The 25,100-nt window shown below is 40.1% G+C and carries 22 protein-coding genes and 4 tRNA genes; 18 read left to right on the forward strand and 8 right to left on the reverse strand.

The features are described from left to right. Positions 1-108 precede the first annotated feature (108 nt). On the forward strand, positions 109-1,908 hold the full coding sequence (locus HW278_RS09800) for an AMP-dependent synthetase/ligase (RefSeq protein ID WP_178977691.1): 1,800 nt from the start codon (positions 109-111) through the stop codon (positions 1,906-1,908). A 99-nt stretch (positions 1,909-2,007) separates the two neighbouring features. Then, complete coding sequence (locus tag HW278_RS09805) at positions 2,008-3,330, forward strand: leucine-rich repeat domain-containing protein (RefSeq protein WP_178977692.1); 1,323 nt, start codon at positions 2,008-2,010, stop codon at positions 3,328-3,330. A gap of 48 nt (positions 3,331-3,378) precedes the next feature. On the opposite strand, the gene HW278_RS09810 is transcribed toward HW278_RS09805, so the two are convergent. Continuing rightward, the gene (locus HW278_RS09810; protein WP_178977693.1) at positions 3,379-4,116 is read right to left on the reverse strand and encodes an ABC transporter ATP-binding protein; all 738 of its coding nucleotides are present in this window, start codon (positions 4,114-4,116) and stop codon (positions 3,379-3,381) included. Between the two features lie 99 nt (positions 4,117-4,215). Here HW278_RS09810 and HW278_RS09815 point away from each other — a divergent pair, with 99 nt between their 5' ends. Beyond that, positions 4,216-4,725: a GNAT family N-acetyltransferase gene (locus tag HW278_RS09815; protein WP_178977694.1), complete on the forward strand. Its 510-nt coding sequence runs from the start codon at positions 4,216-4,218 to the stop codon at positions 4,723-4,725. Continuing rightward, the gene (locus HW278_RS09820; protein WP_178977695.1) at positions 4,722-5,384 is read left to right on the forward strand and encodes a TrmH family RNA methyltransferase; all 663 of its coding nucleotides are present in this window, start codon (positions 4,722-4,724) and stop codon (positions 5,382-5,384) included. The genes HW278_RS09815 and HW278_RS09820 overlap by 4 nt, the downstream gene beginning before the upstream one ends. 238 nt (positions 5,385-5,622) lie before the next feature. Here the strand turns inward: HW278_RS09820 and HW278_RS12740 are convergent, their stop codons facing one another. Next, positions 5,623-5,748 (reverse strand): hypothetical protein, encoded by a 126-nt coding sequence (locus HW278_RS12740; RefSeq protein WP_255493609.1) that lies wholly within the window; start codon positions 5,746-5,748, stop codon positions 5,623-5,625. A 285-nt stretch (positions 5,749-6,033) separates the two neighbouring features. Between HW278_RS12740 and HW278_RS09830 the strand changes: the two genes are divergently transcribed. The 5 genes from HW278_RS09830 (at position 6,034) to HW278_RS09850 (ending at position 10,689) form a co-directional block, all read left to right on the forward strand. Beyond that, complete coding sequence (locus tag HW278_RS09830) at positions 6,034-6,987, forward strand: phosphoribosylaminoimidazolesuccinocarboxamide synthase (RefSeq protein ID WP_009411722.1); 954 nt, start codon at positions 6,034-6,036, stop codon at positions 6,985-6,987. A gap of 89 nt (positions 6,988-7,076) precedes the next feature. Then, positions 7,077-8,204, forward strand: a complete 1,128-nt coding sequence (gene folK / locus HW278_RS09835) for a 2-amino-4-hydroxy-6-hydroxymethyldihydropteridine diphosphokinase (RefSeq protein ID WP_178977697.1) — start codon at positions 7,077-7,079, stop codon at positions 8,202-8,204. A gap of 256 nt (positions 8,205-8,460) precedes the next feature. Beyond that, the gene (gene panB, locus HW278_RS09840; RefSeq protein WP_002671148.1) at positions 8,461-9,279 is read left to right on the forward strand and encodes a 3-methyl-2-oxobutanoate hydroxymethyltransferase; all 819 of its coding nucleotides are present in this window, start codon (positions 8,461-8,463) and stop codon (positions 9,277-9,279) included. Next, entirely contained in the window at positions 9,279-10,130 is an 852-nt protein-coding gene (locus HW278_RS09845) for a YoaK family protein (RefSeq protein ID WP_178977698.1), read from the forward strand. Before panB ends, HW278_RS09845 begins: the two co-directional genes overlap by 1 nt. Next, positions 10,042-10,689 (forward strand): RluA family pseudouridine synthase, encoded by a 648-nt coding sequence (locus tag HW278_RS09850; RefSeq protein WP_178978003.1) that lies wholly within the window; start codon positions 10,042-10,044, stop codon positions 10,687-10,689. Before HW278_RS09845 ends, HW278_RS09850 begins: the two co-directional genes overlap by 89 nt. A gap of 29 nt (positions 10,690-10,718) precedes the next feature. Here HW278_RS09850 and HW278_RS09855 read toward each other — a convergent pair whose 3' ends face one another. Beyond that, the gene (locus HW278_RS09855; RefSeq protein WP_178977699.1) at positions 10,719-11,231 is read right to left on the reverse strand and encodes a shikimate kinase; all 513 of its coding nucleotides are present in this window, start codon (positions 11,229-11,231) and stop codon (positions 10,719-10,721) included. A 139-nt stretch (positions 11,232-11,370) separates the two neighbouring features. Between HW278_RS09855 and HW278_RS09860 the strand changes: the two genes are divergently transcribed. From HW278_RS09860 to HW278_RS09875, 4 genes are all read left to right on the forward strand, one after another. Continuing rightward, positions 11,371-11,443 (forward strand) — tRNA-Lys (locus HW278_RS09860). 35 nt (positions 11,444-11,478) lie between these two features. Continuing rightward, positions 11,479-11,551: transfer RNA gene (locus tag HW278_RS09865), tRNA-Lys, on the forward strand. Between the two features lie 35 nt (positions 11,552-11,586). Further along, positions 11,587-11,659: transfer RNA gene (locus HW278_RS09870), tRNA-Lys, on the forward strand. Positions 11,660-11,670: 11 nt separating this feature from the next. Then, positions 11,671-11,754: transfer RNA gene (locus HW278_RS09875), tRNA-Leu, on the forward strand. A gap of 66 nt (positions 11,755-11,820) precedes the next feature. Here HW278_RS09875 and HW278_RS09880 read toward each other — a convergent pair. The 4 genes from HW278_RS09880 to HW278_RS09895 are packed head-to-tail and all read right to left on the reverse strand — an operon-like array spanning position 11,821 to position 16,377. Then, on the reverse strand, positions 11,821-12,576 hold the full coding sequence (locus HW278_RS09880) for a tetratricopeptide repeat protein (RefSeq protein ID WP_178977700.1): 756 nt from the start codon (positions 12,574-12,576) through the stop codon (positions 11,821-11,823). A 4-nt stretch (positions 12,577-12,580) separates the two neighbouring features. Beyond that, a complete protein-coding gene (locus HW278_RS09885; RefSeq protein ID WP_178977701.1) occupies positions 12,581-14,335 on the reverse strand; it encodes a BatD family protein in 1,755 nt (584 codons plus the stop codon). A gap of 47 nt (positions 14,336-14,382) precedes the next feature. Further along, positions 14,383-15,273, reverse strand: coding sequence for a tetratricopeptide repeat protein (locus HW278_RS09890; protein ID WP_178977702.1), 891 nt, complete (start codon positions 15,271-15,273; stop codon positions 14,383-14,385). A 60-nt stretch (positions 15,274-15,333) separates the two neighbouring features. After that, complete coding sequence (locus tag HW278_RS09895; RefSeq protein WP_009411730.1) at positions 15,334-16,377, reverse strand: VWA domain-containing protein; 1,044 nt, start codon at positions 16,375-16,377, stop codon at positions 15,334-15,336. An 817-nt stretch (positions 16,378-17,194) separates the two neighbouring features. Between HW278_RS09895 and HW278_RS09900 the strand changes: the two genes are divergently transcribed. The 5 genes from HW278_RS09900 (at position 17,195) to HW278_RS09920 (ending at position 23,548) form a co-directional block, all read left to right on the forward strand. Further along, positions 17,195-17,446 carry a type B 50S ribosomal protein L31 gene (locus HW278_RS09900; RefSeq protein WP_002671135.1) on the forward strand — a complete coding sequence of 84 codons (252 nt, stop codon included), beginning with the start codon at positions 17,195-17,197 and terminating at the stop codon, positions 17,444-17,446. 43 nt (positions 17,447-17,489) lie between these two features. After that, on the forward strand, positions 17,490-21,038 hold the full coding sequence (locus tag HW278_RS09905) for an AAA family ATPase (protein WP_178977703.1): 3,549 nt from the start codon (positions 17,490-17,492) through the stop codon (positions 21,036-21,038). A gap of 2 nt (positions 21,039-21,040) precedes the next feature. Continuing rightward, entirely contained in the window at positions 21,041-21,577 is a 537-nt protein-coding gene (locus HW278_RS09910) for a DUF488 family protein (RefSeq protein ID WP_178977704.1), read from the forward strand. A gap of 85 nt (positions 21,578-21,662) precedes the next feature. Continuing rightward, positions 21,663-22,760: a Nif3-like dinuclear metal center hexameric protein gene (locus tag HW278_RS09915; RefSeq protein ID WP_178977705.1), complete on the forward strand. Its 1,098-nt coding sequence runs from the start codon at positions 21,663-21,665 to the stop codon at positions 22,758-22,760. 2 nt (positions 22,761-22,762) lie between these two features. Beyond that, positions 22,763-23,548: a zinc ribbon domain-containing protein gene (locus tag HW278_RS09920; RefSeq protein WP_178977706.1), complete on the forward strand. Its 786-nt coding sequence runs from the start codon at positions 22,763-22,765 to the stop codon at positions 23,546-23,548. A 70-nt stretch (positions 23,549-23,618) separates the two neighbouring features. On the opposite strand, the gene proS is transcribed toward HW278_RS09920, so the two are convergent. After that, positions 23,619-25,097: a proline--tRNA ligase gene (proS, locus tag HW278_RS09925; protein ID WP_178977707.1), complete on the reverse strand. Its 1,479-nt coding sequence runs from the start codon at positions 25,095-25,097 to the stop codon at positions 23,619-23,621. Between the last annotated feature and the right edge of the window lie 3 nt (positions 25,098-25,100).

The following is a 25,100-nucleotide window of genomic DNA, read 5'->3' on the forward strand; positions in this document are numbered from 1 at the left end:
AGACTCTATTCCTCTTTTTGTGGCATAGGATTTGTTATTTATTGAGCGTGGATTGTCAATTGAAAATTATTTTATACTTTTGCCCCGACTAATTAATTCAATAACGAAATGGACTTAACAGCCTATCACTTTGTATCGCTGTTTCGCAATAATGTACAGCAATACCCACAGAAAGACGCTTTGATGGGAAGAGGCGCTTCTTCTCATTGGAAAGGTATTACGTGGGAGACCTTAGGCAGTACCACAACCCTTTTATCTAAATCTCTTCTTTCATTGGGTATCCAACCCCAAGAAACTGTAGGAATTCTTGCACAGAACACCCCACAATGGTCGCTTGCCGACCTTGCTTGCTTGCAAATACGTGCCATTCCGGTACCCATATATACTACAAATACCGCTGAACAAGCCCTCTACGTGATGAACCACGCTGAGGTGAAAGTGCTGTTTGTAGGCGATGAAAAGCAATACCACAAAGCTCTTGAAGTGGCCTCTCAGTGCCCCACTTTGCAAATGATTGTGGTATGTGATAACGAAGTGCCTCTTACTGAAAAACAGTATTCCATTCACTGGAATGACTTTTTGGCACTCGGTAATAGTCCGCAGTATGATACAGAGTTAGACAAGCGCATTGCAGAACGCAATTTAGACGACCTTTTTACGATTATCTACACTTCGGGTACTACGGGTGAGCCCAAGGGAGTAATGCTCACTTATGAGAATTTGGCTTTCCAGATGGTAGGACATACCGAGCGCTTATCTACCGTAGATAACACTGATACGTCATTGGCTTTTTTGCCACTATCGCACGTATTTGAACGCGCGTGGACGTACTTCTGCCTTTACAAAGCAGTTACTGTTTATTACTTAGATGATACTAACTTAGTGCGCGAAGCCCTTGCTGAGGTACGTCCTACCTTGATGTGTGCTGTACCGCGCTTCTACGAAAAGATATTTGCCACCGTACACGACCGAGCTGACGCATCGTCATTTGTAAAGCGTAAGCTCTTCCGCTTGGCAATAGCTACTGGTAAACGAGTATTGGCATTACGCGAACAAGGTAAGAAACCGTCGTTTGTATTACAGAAAGCTTATAACCTTTTTGATAAAATGGTGTATAAGAAACTGAAAGAGGCTCTTGGTGGACGCATTAAGTTTATGCCTTGTGGAGGGGCAAACCTCGAACCTAGTATCGGACGTTTCTTTCAGTCGATAGGTATTAACCTAAAATTAGGTTATGGGATGACCGAAACGACTGCTACTATATCTTGTTGGGGCGACGATCGTATCAACCCACAATCGGTAGGGAATGTGATGCCTAATGTACAAGTGCGGATAGGAGAGGAGAACGAGATATTGGTAAAAGGAGGAATGGTGATGAAGGGTTACTACAAGAACCCAGAAGAAACCGCCAAAGCTTTTACTCCTGATGGTTATTTACGCACGGGAGATGCGGGTAATTTGGACGGGAATAACAATCTCTTTATCACCGAACGCATTAAAGAACTGATGAAGACCTCTAACGGAAAATACATTGCTCCACAGATGATTGAAGGCAAGGTTGGGAAGTATAACCTTATAGAACAAATAGCCGTGATTGCTGATGGTAAGAAATTTGTTTCTGCCCTTATTGTACCTAATTACGAGATGCTCTCACAAGCACTAAAAGACCTCAATATTAAGTGCAAAAACACGGCAGATATGATAAAGCATAGCCAAGTGATTGAGTACATAGGTAAGCAACTACAAAAATTTCAGAAAGACCTACCCGACTACGAGCAGATTAAGAAGTTTACGCTTCTGCCTTCGGCTTTCACTATTGAGCGTAATGAGATTACTCCTTCGCTCAAACTCAGAAGAAAAGTGATTTATGCCAATTATAGTCGTGAAATAGAGGCGATGTACAGATAAAGATATTAGAGACTATCCGTAAAAGCATTGTTGTATTTTCTTATTTTGTACCTTTGCGCCCGATTTTTAATATTATCTGCTAATCGAAGAGTAATTTGTATGAAAAGATTCTTATTTATGGCAATATTAAGTTGCCTTGGTCTTGTGTTTGTACAATGTACCAAAACCGACACAGAACGTGTAGAAATTAAAGGAGAACGCGGTGAGCGTGGCAACTTAATCCTCTCAGGAATAGGCGTGCCTGATGCTTCTCAAGGAACGATAGGCGATTATTATCTCGACCTATCTACAGCCAATCTTTATGGAGCTAAAACAGCAAAAGGCTGGGGAACTCCTATTTCTTTAAAAGGCTTAAAAGGTGATGCGGGAACTGATGGTGCTAATGGTACCAACGGTCAAGACGGGAAAGATGCCCCTGTACCTCAAATAAAGAATGGCTTTTGGTATATAGGTGAAACGAATACACATATTAAAGCCCAAGGAGAAAAGGGTACTGATGGTACTAATGGCACCAATGGTCAAGACGGTCAAAACGGTCTTACGCCTCATATAGGATACAATGGTAATTGGTTTATAGGGAATCAAGATACTCATATAAAAGCTCAAGGAGACAAAGGAGACAAAGGAGAAACAGGTGCTACAGGAGCACAAGGACTTCCTGGTAAAGATGGCTCTAAAATATATTCAGGACAAGGCAAACCCGTGAGTCAAGGAGTAGAAGGTGATTACTATATCGATACTGAAGCTAAAATATTCTATGGACCTAAAACCAATACAGGTTGGCCTTCTACCGGTATTTCTCTTACCGCTCAACAAATGAGTGACACAGACTATGAACTTAGCACTGACGGAAAAATATTGCTAAAATGGAAAAATGATAAAACACTTTTTATCGATATGAACACTGACCCTAAGCTAAAAGATGTAGAAATCATAGCAGACAATGCTTTTAACGCAGAAATAAATAAACTCACATACCAGTTGAGAACTTTTGTCATTGGGGATAAAGTAAAAGATATAGGGGCTAAGGCTTTCTATCTATGTACTAAATTGACAAGTGTAGAAGTATCGAATGAGAATATAAGAAGAGAGATTACAAAAATAAAAACGCAAACCTTTGCTAATTGTACTCATCTACAAAATGTAGATATTCCTTCGAGCGTTACTACTATTGAAGCAAGAGCTTTCACAGGGTGTAATAGACTTACAAGTGTTATACTTCCTGAAACAGTAAACAATATAGTAAATAATGCCTTTGCAAAGTGTGATAATTTGCATACCGTAATCATACGTAACCCTAATGCTTTTAGTATAGGCACTATGGCATTTAATCAAACACTATTGCGCAACATTTATGTCCCTTCCGGGAAAGTAGAGGAATATAAAATATTAAACCCTCAATACAAAGATTTTATCAAATAAGATATAAACAAAAAAAGCTACCAATTCGGTAGCTTTTTTTATTACCTTTTATCTTTTACTTGTTACCTGAATAAACGCTTCTTCCAAATTAAATGCTTGCACTTCGGTAATAAGGTTTTGAGGCGTGTCTTCTTTTAGCAATTGTCCTTCGTTTAAAATACCTACACGGTCACAAAAATCCTGTGCCTCTTGTAAATGATGGGAGGTGTAAAGTATCGACATTCCTCCTCTGTTCAATTCCTTTAAATAATCGATAATAATATTTTTGGATTGCACATCCACCCCCACTGTAGGTTCGTCCAAGAAAAGCACCTCAGGGCTGTGCAATATACCCGCCACCAAGTTGATACGGCGTTTCATTCCTCCCGAAAAATGAGCAATTTTCTTATTGGCAACTGAGGCTAAGGCTACTCGTTCAAGGGCTTCGTCAGTGAGTGCTTTTAGTTGTTTGCCTTTGAGTCCATATAGGCTACCGAAATAATGCAAGTTTTCGCGAGCGGTAAGCGTAGGATACAAAGCGTATTCTTGCGGAACCACCCCTATTTTATACCTAAGGCTTGTATCTTTATAAGTAAGTCCTACAATAGAAAAACTCCCCATCGTAGGTTTGATACTCCCAAAAAGAATAGACATCAAGGTAGTTTTTCCCGCTCCATTAGGTCCTAAAATACCATAAATTTCTCCTCTTCTCACCTTAAACGACACATCGTTTAAGGCAAGGCTAGTGGCTTCTTTATATTGTTTGCTGAGGTGGGTTACCTCGATGGCATTGGGGGGTGTACTCATATTCTCAAAAGCTAAAAAGCGGGGCAAGTTAGTCAAAATATTGCAATTAGCAAAGTTTTTTGTACATTTGCAGGGTTTTAATAGGTAACAAGTAACACAATGAACGAAAATGTAACGCTTAGAATAGCAATGCCTCAGGATACTCCTGCTATTTGGGCAATCCTATCTGCTGCTATTCAGCGTCGCAAAGCCGATGGCAGTAACCAGTGGCAAGACGGCTACCCTAATGAAGAGGTTATAGCTAACGATATCGCCCATCAATATGGCTATGTACTCACAGAAGGCAACGAAATATTAGGCTATGTTGCTCTCCTCATCAACAACGAACCTGCTTATGAGGCTATCAAGGGCAAATGGCTTACCAATGCCGACTTTATGGTATTTCATCGCGTAGCAATTTCGCCTGACTATTTGGGGCGTGGCTTAGCAAAGTTTCTTCTTCAAAAGATAGAAGAAATAGCTCACAATAAAGGCATTCCTTCTTTGCGAGCCGATACTAATTTCGATAATGCCCCGATGTTACACCTATTCGAAAAATTAGGCTATAAGTACTGCGGTGAAGTTACTTTCAGAGGTACTCCCCGCAAAGCCTTTGAGAAAAAACTATGAATCAAGAATTACTCACCTATTTAGAACATTTTATTACCGAAGAACGCAAGGAACGTTTTTTACAGGTAATAAGTGCGCGTACCAATCACTTTACGGTAGCGATGGAAGATGTATTCCAAATGCATAACACCAGTGCCGTAGTGCGCACTTGCGAAGTCTTTGGCGTACAACAAGCACACAGCATAGAAGGACGATTTGGCAAACGCCTTGATGCCAAAATAGCAATGGGTGCTCAAAAATGGGTAGACGTCTTCCGCTATAACGACACCCAAAGTTGTATCGATGCCCTCCGTGCCCAAGGTTACCAAATCGTGGCAACAACCCCACACAAAGATGCTTATTTCCTCAACGACTTCGATATTAGTAAAAAGAGTGCTTTCTTCTTTGGTACAGAAAAAGAAGGGCTTTCCCAGCAAGTACTCTCACAAGCTGATACATATTTAAAAATTCCAATGGTAGGTTTTACCGAAAGTTTAAATATCTCGGTAGCGGTAGCCATTGTCCTGCAACAGCTTACTGATAAACTCCGCCGTAGCCAAGTAGCTTGGCAACTCACCGACGAAGAACGCCTCAACACTCTTATCAATTGGACAAAGAAATCCATTCGCAACGTAAAAGATGTGCTAAAACGCTACGAAGAACTCACCGCTCAAAAATAAAAACCTTCCATAAACTTCCTCCTATCTTCGCATTAACTACAAGAAATCTTTATCATTTCTTTGTTCATTCTTTTCCTACTTGCCCGCCCTGCTACGACTGCCCGTGTGGCTTGCACCGTCTTTTGTATGAACTTTGCCGAAGTTTCAAACATTGCCAAAGTTGAACTCCACTAATAACCTTCTTTTTATCTCTATCTTAGATTCGCCTTACCTTCATCGTAGGTTCGTTTTCTGTTCGTCATTCCTTCGTCTTTTGTTCGTTGTAGAGCCACTGTAGAGCCACTGTAGAGCCACTGTAGAGCCACTGTAGAGCCACTGTAGAGCCACTGTAGAGCCACTGTAGAGCCACTGAAAGACCACTCATCGTTCGATTATCCTATAAGCTTTGTATAATCCTCCCCCAATTTCACCATTAACCATTCACCATTAATCATTAACCATTAACCATTAATCATTAACCATTAATCATTAACCATTAATCATTAACCATTAATCATTAACCATTTGCTAATTTTCTAATCTTTATTTCGCATTTCTGGTATTTAAGGTATTACAATTTCTTCACTCATTTTTTTCACAATTCGTAATCCGTAATTTGTAATTATTTTGTACCTTTGCACCGAGAAGAGATTTTTAACCATTTACAGAAATGAATACTATAACAAAAACAAACTTTAAATTCCCTAAACAAAAATCCGTTTACAGAGGGAAAGTGCGTGATGTGTATCAACTTAAAGATGATACCCTCATTATGATTGCTACCGACCGTATTTCGGCTTTCGATACCATTCTACCCAAAGGTATTCCTTACAAAGGTCAGATATTAAATCAAATGGCTGTAAGTTTCTTGCAACAAACTGAAGATATTGTACCTAACTGGCTTATTGCTTCTCCTGACCCTAATGTTTCTATTGGTCAAGTGTGCGAACCGCTAAAAGTGGAAATGGTCATTCGCGGTTATCTTGCAGGACACTCGGCTCGTCTCTACAAAAATGGCGTGCGCAAACTATCGGGCGTCCCCTTACCAGAAGGCTTGCGAGAGTTCGATATGTTCCCACAACACCCCATTATTACTCCGGCTACCAAAGCCGAACAAGGCTTGCACGACGAAGATATTTCCCGTGAAGACCTCATTCGCAAAGGAATTGTAAGCGAGGAAGACTATCGATTGATGGAAAAATACACCTACGCACTCTTTGCTCGCGGTACTGAAATCGCCTCTAAACACGGACTCATCTTAGTAGATACTAAATACGAATTCGGTAAAACTCGCGATGGCGAAATAGTGCTCATCGACGAAATTCACACTCCCGATTCCTCTCGTTATTTCTATAAAGAAGGCTATGACGAACGACAAGAAAACGGTGAACCCCAAATACAGCTCTCCAAAGAATTCGTACGCCAGTGGCTCATTTCGAAGGGCTTTCAAGGAGAAAAAGGGCAAAAAGTACCTACGATGACTGATAAGTATGTACAATCCGTTTCTGAGCGTTATATAGAGCTCTACGAGAATATTATGGGCGAGAAATTCCTCCCCGCCGATACTTCCGATATAGAGAACCGCATCTACGACAACATAATGCGATTTTTGCAGAATCAATAATCAATGAAAAAAGGTCGCTTTTGCGCCCTATACTTTGCCAAAGTTGAATAGCGCTCGTTAATTGTTAATTGTCAATTGTCAATTGTTAATTGAACCACGATGTCTACATATCATTAGGAAGTAACTTAGGAAACCGTAAAGCTTACCTGCAACAAGCCATTGAAGGCATTGCGATGCGGGTGGGTACTATTGTCGATATAGCCCCTGTTTACGAAACACCCTCGTGGGGTTTTTCAGGGGAAGCTTTCCTGAACACCTGCTTGCTATGTCGTACCTTTCTCTCACCTGAGGAAGTATTAGTACAGCTCTTGCAAATAGAACAAGAACTCGGACGAGAGCGTATGCCTCATTCCAAAGGCTACCAATCGCGCACTATCGACCTCGATATTCTTTTCTACGACGATAAAGTTATTAATACCGAAGTGCTTACCGTGCCTCATCCTCTTTTGCACCGCCGTAAGTTTGTGCTGAAACCCTTAGCAAATATTGATGACCTCAAAGTACACCCCGTACTCAAAAAAACGGTTGCCGAACTCCTCCGCACTACCGATGATACTTCACCCGTGCAACGCCTTACCGACCAGCTGTCGTTTCCTGCGCAAAAATCACCGTTTTTGAATTATAAGTATATTGCTATTGAGGGGAATATAGGTTCTGGAAAGACCACTTTGGCGACTAAAATAGCCGAAGACTTCAATGCAAAACTCATCTTAGAGCAGTTTTCTGATAATCCTTTCTTGCCTAAATTCTACGAGAACCCCAAACAATACGGTTTTACGTTGGAGATGTCGTTCCTTACCGAACGCTACCAGCAAATGTGTGAGCAGTTGGCACAAATGGACTTGTTCAAGGAGTTCGTCGTCTCCGATTATGATATCTTCAAATCACTTATCTTTTCTAAGGTAACTCTTACCGATGATGAATTTGTGTTGTACCGTAAGCTTTTTTACATTCTTTATAGCCAAATCATCAAACCCGATTTGTATGTATTCCTCTATCAAAATACCGACCGTCTTATTGAGAACATCAAGAAGCGCGGTAGGGAGTACGAACAAAACATCTCCCCCGATTATCTCAAAAAGATACACTATGGCTATTTAGATTTCATACAGAAGAATACCGCTATGAATTCTCTTATCATTGATGTAACCGACCTCGATTTTGTAAAACACTACACTCATTACGAGTATATTATAGAAAAGATACGCGAGAATTAATTTTCAGTATGCACTTTGCCAAAGTTTTAAATTTTGGCAAAGTTGAATAACTTTTATTTTGATAAATCCGCTCTAAAAATACGGGTTACTATACATTATAAGTATCCAAATGAAAAGAAACACAATATGGTTTATACCAATTGGATAGTTTATAAAAGAGTAGACTAAATACCATTTCTCCTAATTTGCGAATTAGCAAATTAGCTAATTTGTCAATTATTCGTATCTTTGCCCCCGATTTTTAAACTACAACAAAATGTCAGCAGTTAGAAAAGAATACAAACGAGTAACTACCAAATCAGTAGTAGAGATGAAAGCCAATGGCGAAAAGATTTCGATGCTTACCGCCTACGATTATACATTTGCTAAGCTATTAGATAGTGCCGGTATCGATGTGCTATTGGTAGGCGACTCCGCTAGTAATGTAATGGCAGGTCACGAAACTACCCTCCCTATCACTTTAGACCAAATGATTTATCACGCTTCATCAGTAGTACGTGGGGTGAGTCGCGCCCTTATAGTGGTAGATTTGCCTTTTGGTACTTACCAATCCGACCCTAAAAAGGCGTTGCGCTCAGCTATTAGAATAATGAAAGAAAGTGGGGCTCACGCAATTAAATTGGAGGGAGGTAAGGAGGAAGCCGAGAGCATCAAGCGCATTGTAAATGCGGGTATTCCGGTAATGGGGCACTTGGGGCTCACTCCTCAATCTATTCACCAGTTTGGTTCATTCGCTTTGCGTGCTAAAGAAGAAGCTGAAGCTCAAAAACTCAAAGAAGATGCTAAGTTATTAGAACAATTGGGTTGTTTTGCTATTGTATTAGAGAAAATACCTGCTACATTGGCTGAAGAAGTAGCCAAGAGTGTGCATATTCCCATTATAGGTATTGGGGCTGGTAGTGCAGTAGACGGACAAGTATTGGTGATGCAGGATATGCTCGGTATGAGCAATGAATTCCAACCTCGTTTCTTGCGCAAATATGCCAATTTGCAAGAAGTGATTACTAATGCCGTATCGCATTACATCGAAGACGTAAAAAGCGTCGATTTTCCTAACGAAAAAGAACAGTATTAATGTTCCGTCATCAAGGTAAAAAACGTACCGCCAAACATAATCTACAAATAGCCGTAGTGCTCTCATTCGTCGCAGGAATGGTGAACGTTACTGGCTTTTTGTTTGTGGGTAAACTTACCACCAATGTTACGGGACATTTTGCATATTTTATCTATGATGTGTCGGTGGCTGAGTTTTGGAAAGGGCTCATTTACTTTCTCTACATCTTCGCTTTCCTCATAGGTTCCTTCACTTCGGGCTTGCTCATCGAGAATGCTAATTATCATCGCACTCAGAACAAGTATCTCAAGCCTACACTCTTGGAGTGTTTGGCTTTGTTATCGGTAGTAGGGTTACACGCTTTTTCTTCCAATGATATTCCCGCCGATGTTACTGCTTGTATCTTGCTCTTTGCAATGGGCTTGCAGAATGCTTTTGTGACTAAAATCTCTAACTCGGTAGTGCGCACTACCCACCTTACAGGTCTCTTCACCGATTTAGGTATCGAACTCGCCCAAAGAATTTACCTTAATCGTAATCACTACGAGCAGCAACACACGCATTTGAGAAACACCATTCGTCTCAGACTTTTTATCATTGCGTTCTTCTTTCTAGGGGGATTTAGTGCGGGGTATTTTTATATTGCACAAGGGTTTTCAATATATACTCTGCTCATTTCGGTAGCCATTCTTCTCTTAGGTCTTTTCTACGACGGAATGCGCTTTTTCTATTTCACTAATAAACGACATTATGAAACTTATCACAAACGCCGAAAACGTAGACGTGCTTTACGAAGACAATCACGTTATCGCCGTAAACAAGCGAGTAGGAGATATCGTGCAGGGAGACAAGACGGGGGACACTCCGCTTAGCGATATTGTCAAACAATACCTTAAACAAAAATATAATAAACCTGGGGAAGTATTCCTTGGGGTAGTCCATCGCTTAGATCGTCCTACTACGGGAGTAGTGCTCTTTGCCAAAACCTCTAAAGCTCTCGCACGCCTCAATACGATGTTTGCTAACAAACAGGAAGTACAGAAAACCTATTGGGCGTTGGTAGATGCAAAACCTCCTGTCGAGGAAGATACACTTACCCATTGGTTGGTACGTAATGAAAAACAAAACAAGTCAGTAGCATATAATAAAGAAATACAGCATAGCAAGAAAGCTGTATTGCATTATAAGTTATTGAAATCGTATGAACGTTATTACCTATTAGAAATCGACCTTATTACGGGGCGTCATCACCAGATAAGAGCGCAATTAGCTGCCATAGGATTGCACATCAAAGGAGACCTGAAGTACGGTGCTAAACGTTCCAATCCCGATGGTGGTATCTGTCTTCACGCTTATAGCTTAAGCTTTGTTCACCCTGTAAAGAAAGAACCTATTAAGATTATTGCAGAAGCCCCTTTCTCTTTCTTGTAGTTAATTGCTAATTCGTATAGCTTTTAGAGTTATAGAATTTTTACAATTTCATTTATACTTTCTTCTTCAGTAAGATTATCCATAGAGATAATATAGTTAGCTTGCATATAAAAAGGGTTGCGTTCAAACAGATGTTTGCGAATGAAATCCTCTAAATCAGCATCATTAATTTCAGAGAGTAGAGGGCGATGCGGTTTTTCTTTAATAAGACGTCTGGCTAAGGTCTTAGGTTGGTATTTTAGATAAATAGATAAAGAAGTAACTTCTTTTATTAAAGCCATATTATTGCCAAAGCACGGTGTTCCCCCTCCTAAGGATAATATAAAGTCTTCCTCTTTTTGTAATAACTCCTTTAAATAAAGAGTTTCTTTTTTTCGGAAATAAATCTCTCCTTTACTACGAAAAATCTCTTGTACTGATAGCTTTTCACCTTCAGCAATATAAGAATCAAGGTCAATAAAAGGAATGTTTTTAAGGTGAGCTATAGCTTCTCCAAGAGTAGTTTTACCGCTTCCCATATAGCCAAGTAAAATTATTTTCATATATAAGGTATTGTATAATAGATGTTTGAAATGTAATGCTAAAAATAAACTGCAAAAATAATACTTTTTTTCTTGTTACATAAGAAATTTGTTATATCTTTGCACCCGCAAAACAATAAAGACACTGAATTGTTATAATGACTCGGTAGCTCAGCTGGTAGAGCACGACACTCTTAATGTTGGGGTCCAGGGTTCGATCCCCTGCCGGGTCACAAGGGTTATACAATTTGTTTTTTTATTTTTAAGGGACTTGGTAGCTCAGTTGGTAGAGCACAACACTTTTAATGTTGGGGTCCTGGGTTCGAGCCCCAGCCAGGTCACAAGGGTTATACAATTTGTTTTTTTATTTTTAAGGGACTTGGTAGCTCAGTTGGTAGAGCACAACACTTTTAATGTTGGGGCCCTGGGTTCGAGCCCCAGCCAGGTCACAAATGCGTAAGCCTACGTGGAGAAATTGGTAGACTCGCCATCTTGAGGGGGTGGTGCTCGTTAGGGCGTGCTGGTTCGAATCCAGTCGTAGGCACAAAAAGATAAGACTACTTTATTGATAAAGTAGTCTTTTTTATTGTCTATATTTATATTTTTTTAATTATAGTATTTTTAAAGCACTTTCTTTAGTCCACCCTATTTTTCCATTAGCTAAACGAATTTTTATCCAATCATTATTCTTTTCTATAATTTCTACTTTAGTACCTTCGTGAAGCTGCACTACTTCATTGCTATAAGAATTGGCTTCAGAAAATACCCGTACCGTTTTATCGAATAAGATAGCGTACTTTTCACCATCTACTTGCCTTTTGTGAAAATCAGCGATGAAATAAGTACCTACCGCTACTGCTACTGATATGAACATCAAGGTGAAAAAGAGCCGTTTGAGGGCAGTTTGTTCTAAAAAGTAGTAACAAAAGAAACTCAATACAAATACCATTACTCCTATTATAGAGAGCACTGCCCACGTTTGCAAGCTAAACAAACCTGTAATAGCATCGGAGAGCTGGCGTAACCAGGTTTTAGGTAGGGGTGTAATAGCATCTACCTTCATTTGGTTTGCCAATAGGAGCCCGTTTTTAGCCTGTTGGTTTTTTGGGTTTAGTTGGAGTGCTTTCTCATAATAATAGATACTTTCAGGCACGTGATTCAGTTTGTAATAAGTATTTGCTAAATTATAGTACAAAGCTGATGATTCTTTACCAGACTTTAAGATTGATTTGTATTGGTCAATTGCATTTTGGTACTCTCCTTGATCGTAATATTGGGTTGCTTTCTCGAAAGGATTTTCGTTAGTTTGAGAGAAAACAGAGAAAGAGAGCAACAGCAAGAGTGATATGATGATGTTGTTTTTCATTTTATTACTTGTTTTTCACTTGTTTGTCGAGAGCAGAGATTACTTGTACTGCCTCGCTAAAATCTTTTTCCATAGAAGCATCGGTGTGATGCTGAGAGTAGCGTGCCATTTCGCAATTAGCGAGTAATGCCATAAACTGAGCTACGGTAGCTTCAGTAGCTTTTCGGCTGAGTAATAGTTCAGTGATTTTATCTTTGCTCATTTCAGCTGTTTCAATTTTTAATTTAGCTTTTAAGTAATTGTGCAAGGCGCGTTCTAACGCTTCGTAGAAGGTACCTTTATCACCTAATTTACGTTTAGCTTCTCCCAGATATTTCTTCGCTAATCTATTGGCTACTCTTACTTTATTGCCTTCGATATCTCCGGCTCTTTGCATTTTGATATGCCACCAGATAAGTACAATAGGGATAAGAAGCAAAGGCAAGAACAGCCATAAATAGTAAGCAGTAGAACCAAAGAATACGGGTTGGTGCATTGGTTGAAGGTCGGCATTGGTTTGAAGACCTTCTGGTTTTAGAGGAATGTTATTACTATTAGCCGTGTCATTAAGTTGGTTTTCGGCTGTAGGACCTTCGGTTACATCTATCCAAATATCTTCGGTTTTTACAGTTTCATATTTCTGAGTATTAGGGTTGAAATACGAGAAAGAGAGTCCTGAAATAGGATATTTCCCTTTGTATTCAGGAACGATAGTATAGGTTTGCTCTAAGCGTCCTTTCATTCCGTTAAGAGAAGTGTTGATGTCTTCTTTTTGTTCGGGAGCATATACTTCTAACGATGATGGAAAAGTAGGCTTAGGTAAATCAAACAGTTTAAAATTGCCATTACCTGATACTTCTATTTTTAGTTGAGTACTTTCATTAGCTTTGAGTGTTTGTTTAGTAGCATTTACAGAAAAAGAGAAGTTACCGACTGCTCCTGAGAAGTTTTCGGGTTTTCCTTCCTCAGGCAAGGGTTTTATGTTTAAAACACGACTGCCAGAGCTTACTTTGCGTGATATTTCTTCATAGAAAGGGCGTCCAAAGAAGTCTCGTTGTCCTGTAGGAGCATTAATAATAGCTTCTACAGACAGAGGTTCGAGAGTGATAGCACCTGTTTTTTGAGGGTAAAGCACTATTCTTTTTACTACAATACAACGGTAAGAACGACCTTGATAAGAGCAATTTTCTACCTCATAATTTTGCAGACGTATGTCTTGACTCCAGAAGTTAGGATATTTTGGCACTTCTAACAAACGCAGGTTACTAAGAGATATTTCTCCTCCTACATAAAGTCGATATACCACACTTACAGCTTCGTTGAGGTATGGGTTGGGCTTTGAAATTTCGGCAAGAAGGAATAGGTTTTCACGTGTGATATCGTTAGTATTTCTGTCTATTGAGGGAGTTTTTACCGCCTCGGTAACAGTGATAGCTATGGGGTTTGTTTTATATGTTCTACCGTCAATTTCTATACTTGCTTGTCCTATGGTAAACTTACCTTTGGCAGTAGGTTGGAGAATGTAAATATAAGTTTTGGAGAAACTACTTACTCCATTAATCCACGATCTTGAAACCGATTGCGAAGGTCCCATTACTATGGTAAAACCGTGAAAGTTAGGCGGAGTAAAGTTATCGCCGTCTTTATTCATAGAGAACTCTATGCGCAAGCGTTCGTTAGCCCCTAATTGATTTTTACTCACTTCGGCTTTGAACTCTACTTGTTGTGCATAGAGACTTTGGATTAAGAAAGTTATAAAGAATATTATCTTGTATTTCATTTTAGCTTTTACTTATTAAAAGGGCGAATAGCCATTCGCCCCTACTACTACCAATCTTTTTCAGTTTTAGCGCGTTGACCTTTTACTTTTTGGGCGTTAATTTTCTCTTGGGTTTTGCGCTCTTCGTTGTTCATTGCCTCTAAGATACGCTCCATTTGTTGTGGCGAAAGAGAAGAGGGACGTTGCTCACCTTGTCCTTGTCCGCTTTGGTTTTTATCCTGTTGGTTGTTTTGGTTAGGGTCTTTTTGGTCGTCGCCCTTATCTTTGTTTTTATCCTGTTTATCGCCTTGATCTTTTTTATTATCTTTATTGTCTTTGTTGTCCTGATTATTCTTGTTATCTTGGTTTTTATTCTGGTTATTTTGGTTCTGTTGATTATTTTGATTATTCTGATTTTGCTGGTTCTGTTGATTGTTTTGGTTTTGTTGGTTGTTTTTATCTTTATTGTTTTTGTTGTTTTGAGGTGGAGGTGGGTTTTGTTTAAGCATTTCTTTGGCTACTGCCAAATTGTAACGGGTTTCTTCATCTTTAGGATTATGACGCAAAGCTTCTTTATAAGAGAGCACCGCCTTTTCATACTCTTTGTTCTTCATAAAGGCATTGCCTAAATTGTGGAAAGCCTTGTGTTTTTCTTCTTCGGTTATCTTATCGGAGGTTGAGGCGTTTTTAAGTCGGGAGAAAGCCTCGTCATAACTCTTTTGTTGATAGTACATTGTACCCAGATTATACTGTGCAGTAGCGTTGTTTTTATCTTCGGCTATTGCTTTGCGATATTCTACTTCGGCTTGTACGGGTTTATCGCCTTTGAGAGCGGTGTTGCCCTCGTAGGTATATTTTTTAGAGTTAGCAATTGCTTTTTGCGCCTCTTTATCGGCTTTGGTTTGTGCAAAAGCAGAGAGGGATAGTAAAGATAATGTTATGTATAGAACGTTTTTCATAGTAGATTGTTTGTTTTCAACTTTGCCAAAGTTTCAAACTTTGGCAAAGCTCAGGACACACTATTTGTCTTTTTCTTTTTCGTTGAATAGATTCAATTTCTTTACCCATTGGGTTTTGCGTTCAAAGATAGCGAGGTCTAAGATGAGCAAGAGCAAAGCTCCGCCTAAAAACCACTGAAATTGGTCTTTGAAATCTACAAATTTTTGGGTATCGAACTGACTTTTTTCAGTACCGTCTAATATCTTGTTAATTTGGCTTACTACTTTTTGGGTGTTATCACCGTCGAGGTATTCACCTCCTGCATTGATGGCTATCTGTTGCAAGAGCTCACGGTTGAGTTTGGTAATCACCACCTCGCCATTGCGGTCGCGCTTATACGTTTGTTCGCCTCCGTCTTTGATAGGGATAGGAGCGCCTTTTTCGGTGCCGATACCTATGGTGTAGATATGTACTCCTTTTTCTTGTGCTTCGGTAGCGATTTCGGTAGCACCCATTTCGTGGTCTTCGCCATCGGTGAGGATGAAGAGCAAGCGCGCGGTGGGAGTATTTTCATCGAAATAGTTGCTTGCCATACGTATTGCCTCCTGAATGGCAGTTCCCTGAGAGGAAAGCATATCGGTATTCATACCTTGTAGAAACATCTTAGCGGCAGAATGGTCGGTAGTGAGAGCGAGCTGAGGATAAGCGCTAGCTGCATAAGCTACGATACCTACACGGTCGCCTTTTAGCTGACTAATGGTTTCGAAAGCGATGCGTTTTGCCTTTTCCAAACGATTGGGGGCTACGTCTTCGGCAAGCATACTTTTAGAGACATCAATAGCAAAGACGATATCTACTCCTTCGCGTTTTACGGTTTCAATTTTTGTACCTATCTTGGGGTTAGCGAGGGCGATGCTCAGTAGCACAAGCACTACTGCCAAGACACTCCATTTCACCCAGAGTTTGAATCGCGAACGGTCAGGAGCTAAACGCCTAAGGGCAGGGGAGGAGGCAAATTGTCTTTGCAACCGACGTTTACGAAGCATTGAAAGGGCAAAGATGATGAATAGCGGGATGAGTACCGCTATGAGCCAAAGATATATTTTTTCGTCGATATGAATCATAATTAGTTAAAAGATAAGAGTTAAGAGTTAAAAGTCGCAAAGGCTTTTAATTTTTAACTTTTAATTCATAGCTGTTAATCAAATACTGCGCCAAAACGATGCAAAGATACAAAATAATTTATAAAATTAGAAAATGAGAGAATTGGGAAATTAGAAAATGAGGTGGTGTAAGGCCTTAGGCCATAGGCCATAGGCATTAGGGGAGAAGCGACGGTCATTATTGTTGTATAAACATCCCATAATTATTGTATAAACATCCCCCTAGCCTCCTTCAAAGGGGGAATGTAGTGACGAGAGAGGGAATGTTTGCTATAAAAAGTAACACATCGGAGCTTTCGGAAGGAAACGGAATAGTTCGGAAGTAGGTCGAGAGGGATTTTGGTGAAAAAAGGCTATGAGGAGGGTGGGGGGAGCTTATAGAGAGCTTATAGGAAGCTTATACGAATCTTGGACGATTGGTATAGAAAGGGTATATAAAAAGTTGATTCATAATATAATACAACAACGCTAAAAATGTTAAAAACGGGGTTTCGAGGCGAAAGAAAGAGGAAGAGGTGCTAGGCCATAGGCCATAGGCACTAGGGGGAGTATGACGGAAACTTCTCGCTGGCTATCCTCAAAGGGGGAGATGCGATGCAAAAGCGACAATTGAGACTTTGATGAATCTTAGGTGATTGTTATACAAAGGCTGTTAGAGCGTTTAATAATCAGTGAATTATATTTTAAGGTTTTAGATTTTAATTATTTAGTTTGTCAATTCGAAAAATAGTTGTACCTTTGCGCCCTGAAAAAATTACGTAATAAAATTAGCATTGCAATGAAAAAAGAAATTCACCCAGAATCTTACCGTTTGGTGGCTTTCAAAGATATGTCGAACGACGATATCTTCATCACAAAGTCTACCGTAGAAACAAAAGAGACTATTGAAGTAGAAGGGGTTGAGTATCCATTAGTAAAATTAGAGATTTCTCGCACTTCGCACCCTTACTACACTGGTAAATCTAAACTTATCGACACAGCCGGACGTATTGATAAGTTTAAAAACAAATACGCTAAGTTCCAAAAATAACATAGCAACTTTTAAAAACCTCCTCACGGAGGTTTTTTTTCTTATGAAAATACTTTCGGTCTCTCTTCATAATATCGCTTCTATAGAAGGTCCCTTTACGCTTAATTTGGAAGCTGAACCCCTTAAATCGGTGGGGTTATTTGCTATTACAGGAGCGACAGGGGCAGGCAAATCTACCATTTTAGATGCTATTTGCCTTGCGCTTTACAACGATACCCCTCGCTTGGCAACTACAAAAAACTCGGTTGCTATTGCTGACGGCTCGGCTGAGGTGCAGGTGAATAATGTGAAGAACCTCTTGCGCAAAGGGGCGATTTCGGGCTATGCCAAAGTGGTATTTCAGGCGGTAGACGGTAAGACTTATGAAGCGGAATGGCAGGTACGCAGAGCTTATAACAAACTTTCGGGGGCAATTCAGCCTGAAACTTTGCAACTTATTTGCCTGACGGATAACCAACTGATTGCTGAGAACCGCAAGACATTGGTGCTCGAAAAGATAAAGGAATGCGTAGGCTTGACTTTTGACGAGTTTACCAAATCGGTGATTTTGGCACAAGGAGACTTTACGTCGTTCTTAAAAGCGAATGATGATAAGCGGTCGGATATCTTAGAAAAACTCACAGGTACGGAGATTTACACACGCATTTCTAAGCAAGTGTACGAACTCAACAAGCAACATAAAAACGAACTCCAACTTTTAGAAAAACAGCTCGAAAACATTGTTTTTTTAACGGAAGAAGAGCGCAGTGCTTTGACCGAGCAACTTACAGCCGATGAAGAGAGGTTGAAAACCTTACAAGCCTCGCTCGCTACTTTAAAAGAACAACAGCAGTGGTTTGACAATCAGAAGTTGTACACTCAGCAATGGCAAGAGGCTATTGCCAATAAAGAAAAAGCCGAACAAGAGAAAACCTCGCAAGCGGAACGTTTTGGAGAGCTTGCTATCATAGAGCAATTACAAGCCATAAAAGGGGATATCCTTACCGAGCAAAGGGAAAAAGAACTATTAGCAACCGCTCAGCAACATTTGAAGGAAGCTACTACTGAAAAAGAACAGCTTACTGCTGATAAGGCTAAGGTATCCGAACGAAAATTGCTAACCGAAAACGATTTGGCTACTGCCAAAAAGGCTTATGAAACTGCCAAACCTGCTATTGCCAGAGCAAAGGAATTGGACGTACGACTTGCAGAACTAACGCAGATTTTTGAGCAAAAACAGCAACAACAAGAGGCGAAAGAGAGTGCTTTGCAAGCTAAAAAAGAGTCGCTTGAAAAAGTAACTGAACACATACAGAAAGGGGAGAGGTACATTCAGCAAGAAGAGCAGTGGCTCAACACTCACCCTGATGAAGCGCAGTTGTACCGCAATGCGTTGTGGCTCAAACAGCTTGTGGAAGAACAGCAACAACTCAATGAAAAACTAACCGCCCATAGCCAAGCAGAAGAACGCCTTACGCAACAACTCAATGAGCTGAAAGCACAATACCCTATACAGGCACTTCCCTCAACTGATATAGAGACGCTTGCCAAACAGCAGAAGGCTTATCTCACCGCCTTGCAAGTGTATCAGGCGGATAGAGAGATTGCCAAACATATCAAGCAATACACTGACGCAAAGGTTCAGGGAGAAGCGCTCTTACAAGAGATGCAAAACACCCAAAGCCAAATATTGGAAACATTGCAACGTTTAAAAACAGAGAAGATAGCCACCCAAATAGCTTGTGATACAGCGGAACGCATTTACCAAAGGGCACAAATAGAAAATACCAAAGATGTAGCGTTTTTGAGAGAACATTTGGTGGAAGGAGAAGCCTGCCCCGTATGTGGTTCGGTACACCACCCCAATGCTCATAAAGCAGTAGCTGAACATCTGATAAATACAGTGCAACAAGAATTTCTAACGGCTAAAAAACAATTAGAAACGCTTACCAAAGAGGTTATCACCAAAGAAACGGAGCTCAAAGAACTGCAAAAACGTATAGAGAGTCAGACAGCACAAAACGCAGAGCGTACGGATTTATGGCAACAAGAGAGCGAACGCTTGTCGCAATCAGTGTATTATACGACCTATCCTTCTGTGAAAATAGAAGAATATATCACGGATAAAATAGCAAAAACAGAACATCTTTTAGCGGAAAACGAGCGTCTTTTTGAAGTCCTCAATCGACTCAAATCGCTTACTGATGAGCTGAATACCCTTGCGAAAGACGCTGAAAATTACGAGCAACAACGGCAAAAAAACAGTCAGCAATTACAGAGCTTACAACTTTCGGACGCTTGGCTCAACCTTTGGAAAACCGATATTGTGCAATTTCAAACCCAAATCACCACTGCTAAAACCGACTGGGAAGCGCATTCGGCTTGTATCGAGAAATACAAAAAGCGCCTTGCTGAACTCACCCAAGAGCGCACCGAGCTCGCCTCCTCACAACAAGTACTCCGTCAAGAGCTCACCGAATTGACAGCGGCAATCGATAAAGAGCAAGCACAATTGCAAACGCTGAAAGAAGAACGTGCGGGATTGTTAGAAGGAAAATCGGTTCAAGTAATAGAAGAGAGTTACCAACAGCAGTTAGAGCAATTAACAACTCTTTTAGAGCAAACGCAACAGCAATATAACGCTATTTTATTGGAGATGACGGCTAACGAAAAAACCTTAGAGACCTTAGCGACGCAACAACAGCAATCGCAAGCTCATATAGCCGAAGCAACTCACAAAATAGAAGAATGGCTTACAGCCTACAAGCCTGTTCAAATAGAGCATATAAGAAGCAAAATGCAAGAGTGGGCGAATCGTTCTCACGAATGGCTACAATCAGAGCGCCAAGCCCTTCAATCGTTAAATGACCGCATTGCACAATACAACACTATTGCGAATGAAAAACAGCAAGCGCTTGAAACACTAAAAGAAAAAAGACCACTCAACTTTACAGAAGAAGATATCGTTCAGCAGTTGGCAGAACAGACAGCAGAAGAAGATACTTTGCGCGATACGGTAGTCACTCAAAAGAGTCGGCTTTTAAATGATGAGCAACAGCGAGCAATAGCAGTTGAGTTGCATACAGCCAAAGAAGAAAAGGAAAAACTCGCTCATCACTGGAGCTTGCTCAACGACCTGATAGGAAGTAGTACAGGTAATGCGTTTCGCAAATACGCGCAGGAGTACACTTTGGATATGCTCTTGCAATATGCTAATGTGCAGATGCGCTACCTCAATAGGCGCTACACCCTGCAACGCATTCCTAACTCTCTTAGTTTGCAAGTGATAGACAACGATATGGGAGCTGAGGTACGGTCGGTATACTCACTTTCAGGAGGCGAATCGTTTTTGGTATCCTTGGCTTTAGCTTTGGCACTTTCGTCTCTTTCATCTACCAAAATGAACGTAGAAACCCTCTTTATAGACGAAGGTTTTGGTTCTTTAGACTCTGAGACACTTTCAGTAGCCTTAGATGCCTTAGAGAGTTTGCAAAATCAAGGGAAGAAAGTGGGAGTTATCTCTCACGTGCAGGAGATGGTAGAGCGTATTGCTGTGAAAGTAGTGGTACAGAAGGAAGGTAATGGAAAGAGTAAGATAGTGGTTAGTAATTGATTATGAATAGAATATATACTATAGGACATTCCACACATACATTGGAAGAATTTATAGAGATGTTACAATCGTTTGAGATACAACATTTAGTTGATATCAGAGGGTTACCAGGGTCTAACAAATATCCACAATTTAATAAAGAAAACTTAGAGATAGTATTACCTGAAATTGGGATAGCCTATACCCATCTCACGTTATTAGGTGGTAGACGTAAAGTACATAAAGACTCTAAGAATACTCGTTGGCATAACGAGTCCTTCCGAGCTTATGCTGATTATATGGAGACTTATGATTTTGAAAAAGGTATTGCTCAACTCATTGCTATAGCTGAAAAAGAAACTACTGCTTATATGTGTGCAGAGGCTGTTTGGTGGCGTTGTCATAGGTCGATGGTATCAGATTATCTGAAAGCCAAGGGTTGGCAAGTAAATCATATTATGGCAATAGGTAAGGAAGAACCTCATAGATACACCGCTCCTGCTCGTATTATAGGAGACAGAGTAGTGTATTACGATGATGGAGAGATTTTAAATCTCTAACACAATAAATCAGATATAGAAAAAGATTAGAGAAAATCTTTATTAAAAGAACTGTGAAAAAGTATGTAAACATTAAAATAATACAATGAAAGTAAAAGACATAACTAAAGTTCTTGAAACTCTTGCACCACTTGATTATGCTGAGAGTTTTGACAATGTAGGCTTATTGGTAGGTGACGCCAATGCCGAAGTAACAGGAGTGCTCATCACTTTGGATACATTAGAAGCTGTGGTAGAAGAAGCTATTGAAAAGAATTGTAATCTTATTGTTAGTTTCCACCCGATTATCTTCAGTGGGCTTAAATCGCTTACAGGGAAGACCTATGTGGAACGAGTAGTGATGAAAGCGATTCGACATCAGATAGCTATTTACAGTATGCATACGGCTTTGGACAATCAGCTGTTAGGAGTGAATGCTTCTATTGCTGACCGTTTAGGATTACACAATCGCTCCATACTTATTCCACAGCCTAATGTTATTAGAAAACTTATTACCTATGTTCCAAAAGCCAATGCTGAAAAGCTACGTAAAGCGCTCTTCGAAGCAGGAGCGGGGAATATTGGCAACTATGCGGAATGCAGTTTCAATCTTGAAGGGAAAGGCACTTATAAGGGCAATGAATCTTCGCACCCAACTATTGGTGAACCCAATGTATTTCACACAGAAGATGAAACACAAATAGGAGTTATTTTTCCCAAGCACTTACAATCCCAAATCCTAAAAGCACTTCGCCAAAATCACCCTTATGAAGAGGTGGCTTATGAGATATATATACTCGAAAACGAGCACCAACATATAGGAATGGGTATGATAGGGGAATTTGAAACCCCGATGAGTGAGGCAGATTTCCTTGTTTATTTAAAAGAAAAAATGGAGGCAAGCTGTATTAGGTATTCAGCATTCAGAGGAAAAGAAGTGAAAAAAGTAGCTGTATTGGGAGGAAGTGGTGCTTTTGCAATAGAAGATGCTAAGCGAGCAGGAGTAGATGTTTTTGTGAGTGCAGACTTTAAATACCACGATTTTTTCAGGGCTGAGGGGAAAATATTATTAGCAGATATAGGTCATTTTGAAAGTGAACAATACATAAAATTTATTTTATTTGAGTATCTTTCAAAAAAAATTCCTACTTTTGCCCTCTCAATATCAAATGTAGATACAAATCCTATCAAATATTATTCATAGATATGGCACAAAAAGTGGATATAACCGTAGAAGAAAAATTAAGAGCATTGTATGATTTACAGCTTATCGATTCTAAGATTGATGAGTTACAGAACACTCGTGGTGAGCTTCCGTTAGAAGTTTCAGACCTTGAAGATGAGGTAGAGGGTTTAAAAAAACGTCACGTAAAGTTTAAAGAAGAGTTAGACGAATTGCAGGCAGGAATTGCTGAGAAGAAGGCAAAAATTGAAGAGGCAAAAGCCCTTATTAAAAAATATACTACCCAGCAAAAGAATGTACGTAACAATCGTGAATATACCTCTCTTTCTAAAGAGATAGAATTTCAAGAGTTAGAAGTACAGTTGGCAGAAAAACGCATTAAAGAAGGTAAAGCGCAAGTAGACCAAAAGAAAGAGGCTATCAAACAAGTAGATGAGCGCAAAGCCCAACGTGATGCGCACCTCAAGCACAAAAAAGCTGAACTTGATTCTGTTTTGGCAGAGACTGAGAAAGAGGAGAAATTTTTAAGAGAAAAAGCAGAAGAGTATGCGGCTAAAATTGAAGAACGTTTGCTAAAAGCCTATCAACGCATTCGCAGTAGTGTGATGAACCGTTTAGCAATAGTGCCAATTCAGCGAGGAGCCTCTGGAGGTTCATTCTTTGCTATTCCGCCACAAGTACAAGTAGAAATAGCCTCTCGTAGAAAGATTATTACTGATGAACACAGTGGACGAATCTTGGTAGATGCAGCTTTAGCTGAAGAAGAAAGAGAAAAGATGGAAACTTTGTTTAAAAGTTTTAAAGCATAGAAGATAAGTAATGAGGAAACTAATTATATTAAGAAAAATGAGTCCAGCGATCACTGGACTCATTTTATTTTTAATAAGCTTTAGCAAAAAGCACTCGTTTTTTCGAAGGCTTACCCGAGTAGATGCAATACCCAGACTCTTCCTTGATATCCAATGGTATACAACGTATCGTTGCTTTGGTCTCTTCTTTGATACGCTCTTCAGTTTCGGGAGTACCATCCCAGTGTGCTGAGAGAAAACCTCCTTTAGTTTCTAACAATTCCTTGAACTCGTCATAGCTATTTACCTCGGTAATATGGGTATTGCGGTACTCCAAAGCTTTGTTGTACATATTGGATTGAATATTCTCTAAAAGCTGCTGAATATGAGCTACAATTTGGTCACCAGCTACTGTCTCTTTGGTAAGGGTATCGCGACGGGCTACTTCGAAGGTATTGTGCTCTATGTCGCGTTGTCCTACAGCTAAGCGTACAGGTATCCCTTTGAGTTCGTACTCGTGGAACTTAAAGCCAGGAGACTGTGTATCACGATCGTCGAATTTTACACTGATATTGTGTTTTTTGAGTTCTTCAATTAAAGGCTGAATATGGGAGCGCACTTTTTCTAATTGTTCTGCTCCTTTGTAGATAGGCACGATTACCACTTGTATAGGAGCCAATTTAGGAGGAAGTACTAATCCATTGTCATCGCTGTGGGTCATAATCAAAGCACCCATTAAGCGGGTTGAGACCCCCCAAGAGCTCGCCCATACATATTCTTGTTTACCTTCTTTGCTCACATATTTCACGTCAAAGGCTTTGGCGAAGTTCTGTCCCAAGAAGTGTGATGTTCCTGCTTGCAGTGCTTTTCCGTCTTGCATAAGGGCTTCTATACAGTAGGTATCGTCAGCCCCTGCAAAGCGTTCGCTTTCACTTTTTACACCCTTTATTACAGGCACAGCCATAAAGTTCTCTACGAAGTTGGCGTATACGTTCATCATCTTTTGAGCTTCTTCTATGGCTTCGGCTTTAGTGGCGTGAGCGGTGTGTCCTTCTTGCCACAAGAATTCGGCAGTGCGAAGAAATAGACGGGTGCGCATCTCCCAGCGCACTACATTCGCCCATTGGTTGATGAGTATAGGCAAATCACGGTAAGACTGTATCCAGTTTTTGTAGGTGTTCCAAATAATCGCCTCTGAGGTAGGACGAACTATCAGTTCTTCTTCGAGTTTTGCTTCGGGGTCTACCATTAGTTTACCCTTTTCATTAGGGTTGGCTTTAAGACGATAGTGGGTTACTACGGCACATTCTTTAGCAAAACCTTCAGCATTCTTTTCCTCTGCTTCAAAATAACTTTTGGGTACAAATAAAGGAAAATAAGCATTGGTGTGACCAGTTTCTTTAAACATACGGTCGAGCTCTGCTTGCATTTTTTCCCAAATAGCATAGCCGTAAGGTTTGATTACCATACAACCACGCACGCCTGAACTTTCGGCTAAATCGGCTTTTACAACCAATTCATTATACCATTTAGAATAGTCTTCACTACGTGATGTTAAATTCTTGCTCATATA

Origin of the sequence: Capnocytophaga sp. oral taxon 902 (assembly GCF_013394735.1) — a bacterium.
Classification (GTDB): Bacteria; Bacteroidota; Bacteroidia; order Flavobacteriales; family Flavobacteriaceae; genus Capnocytophaga; species Capnocytophaga ochracea.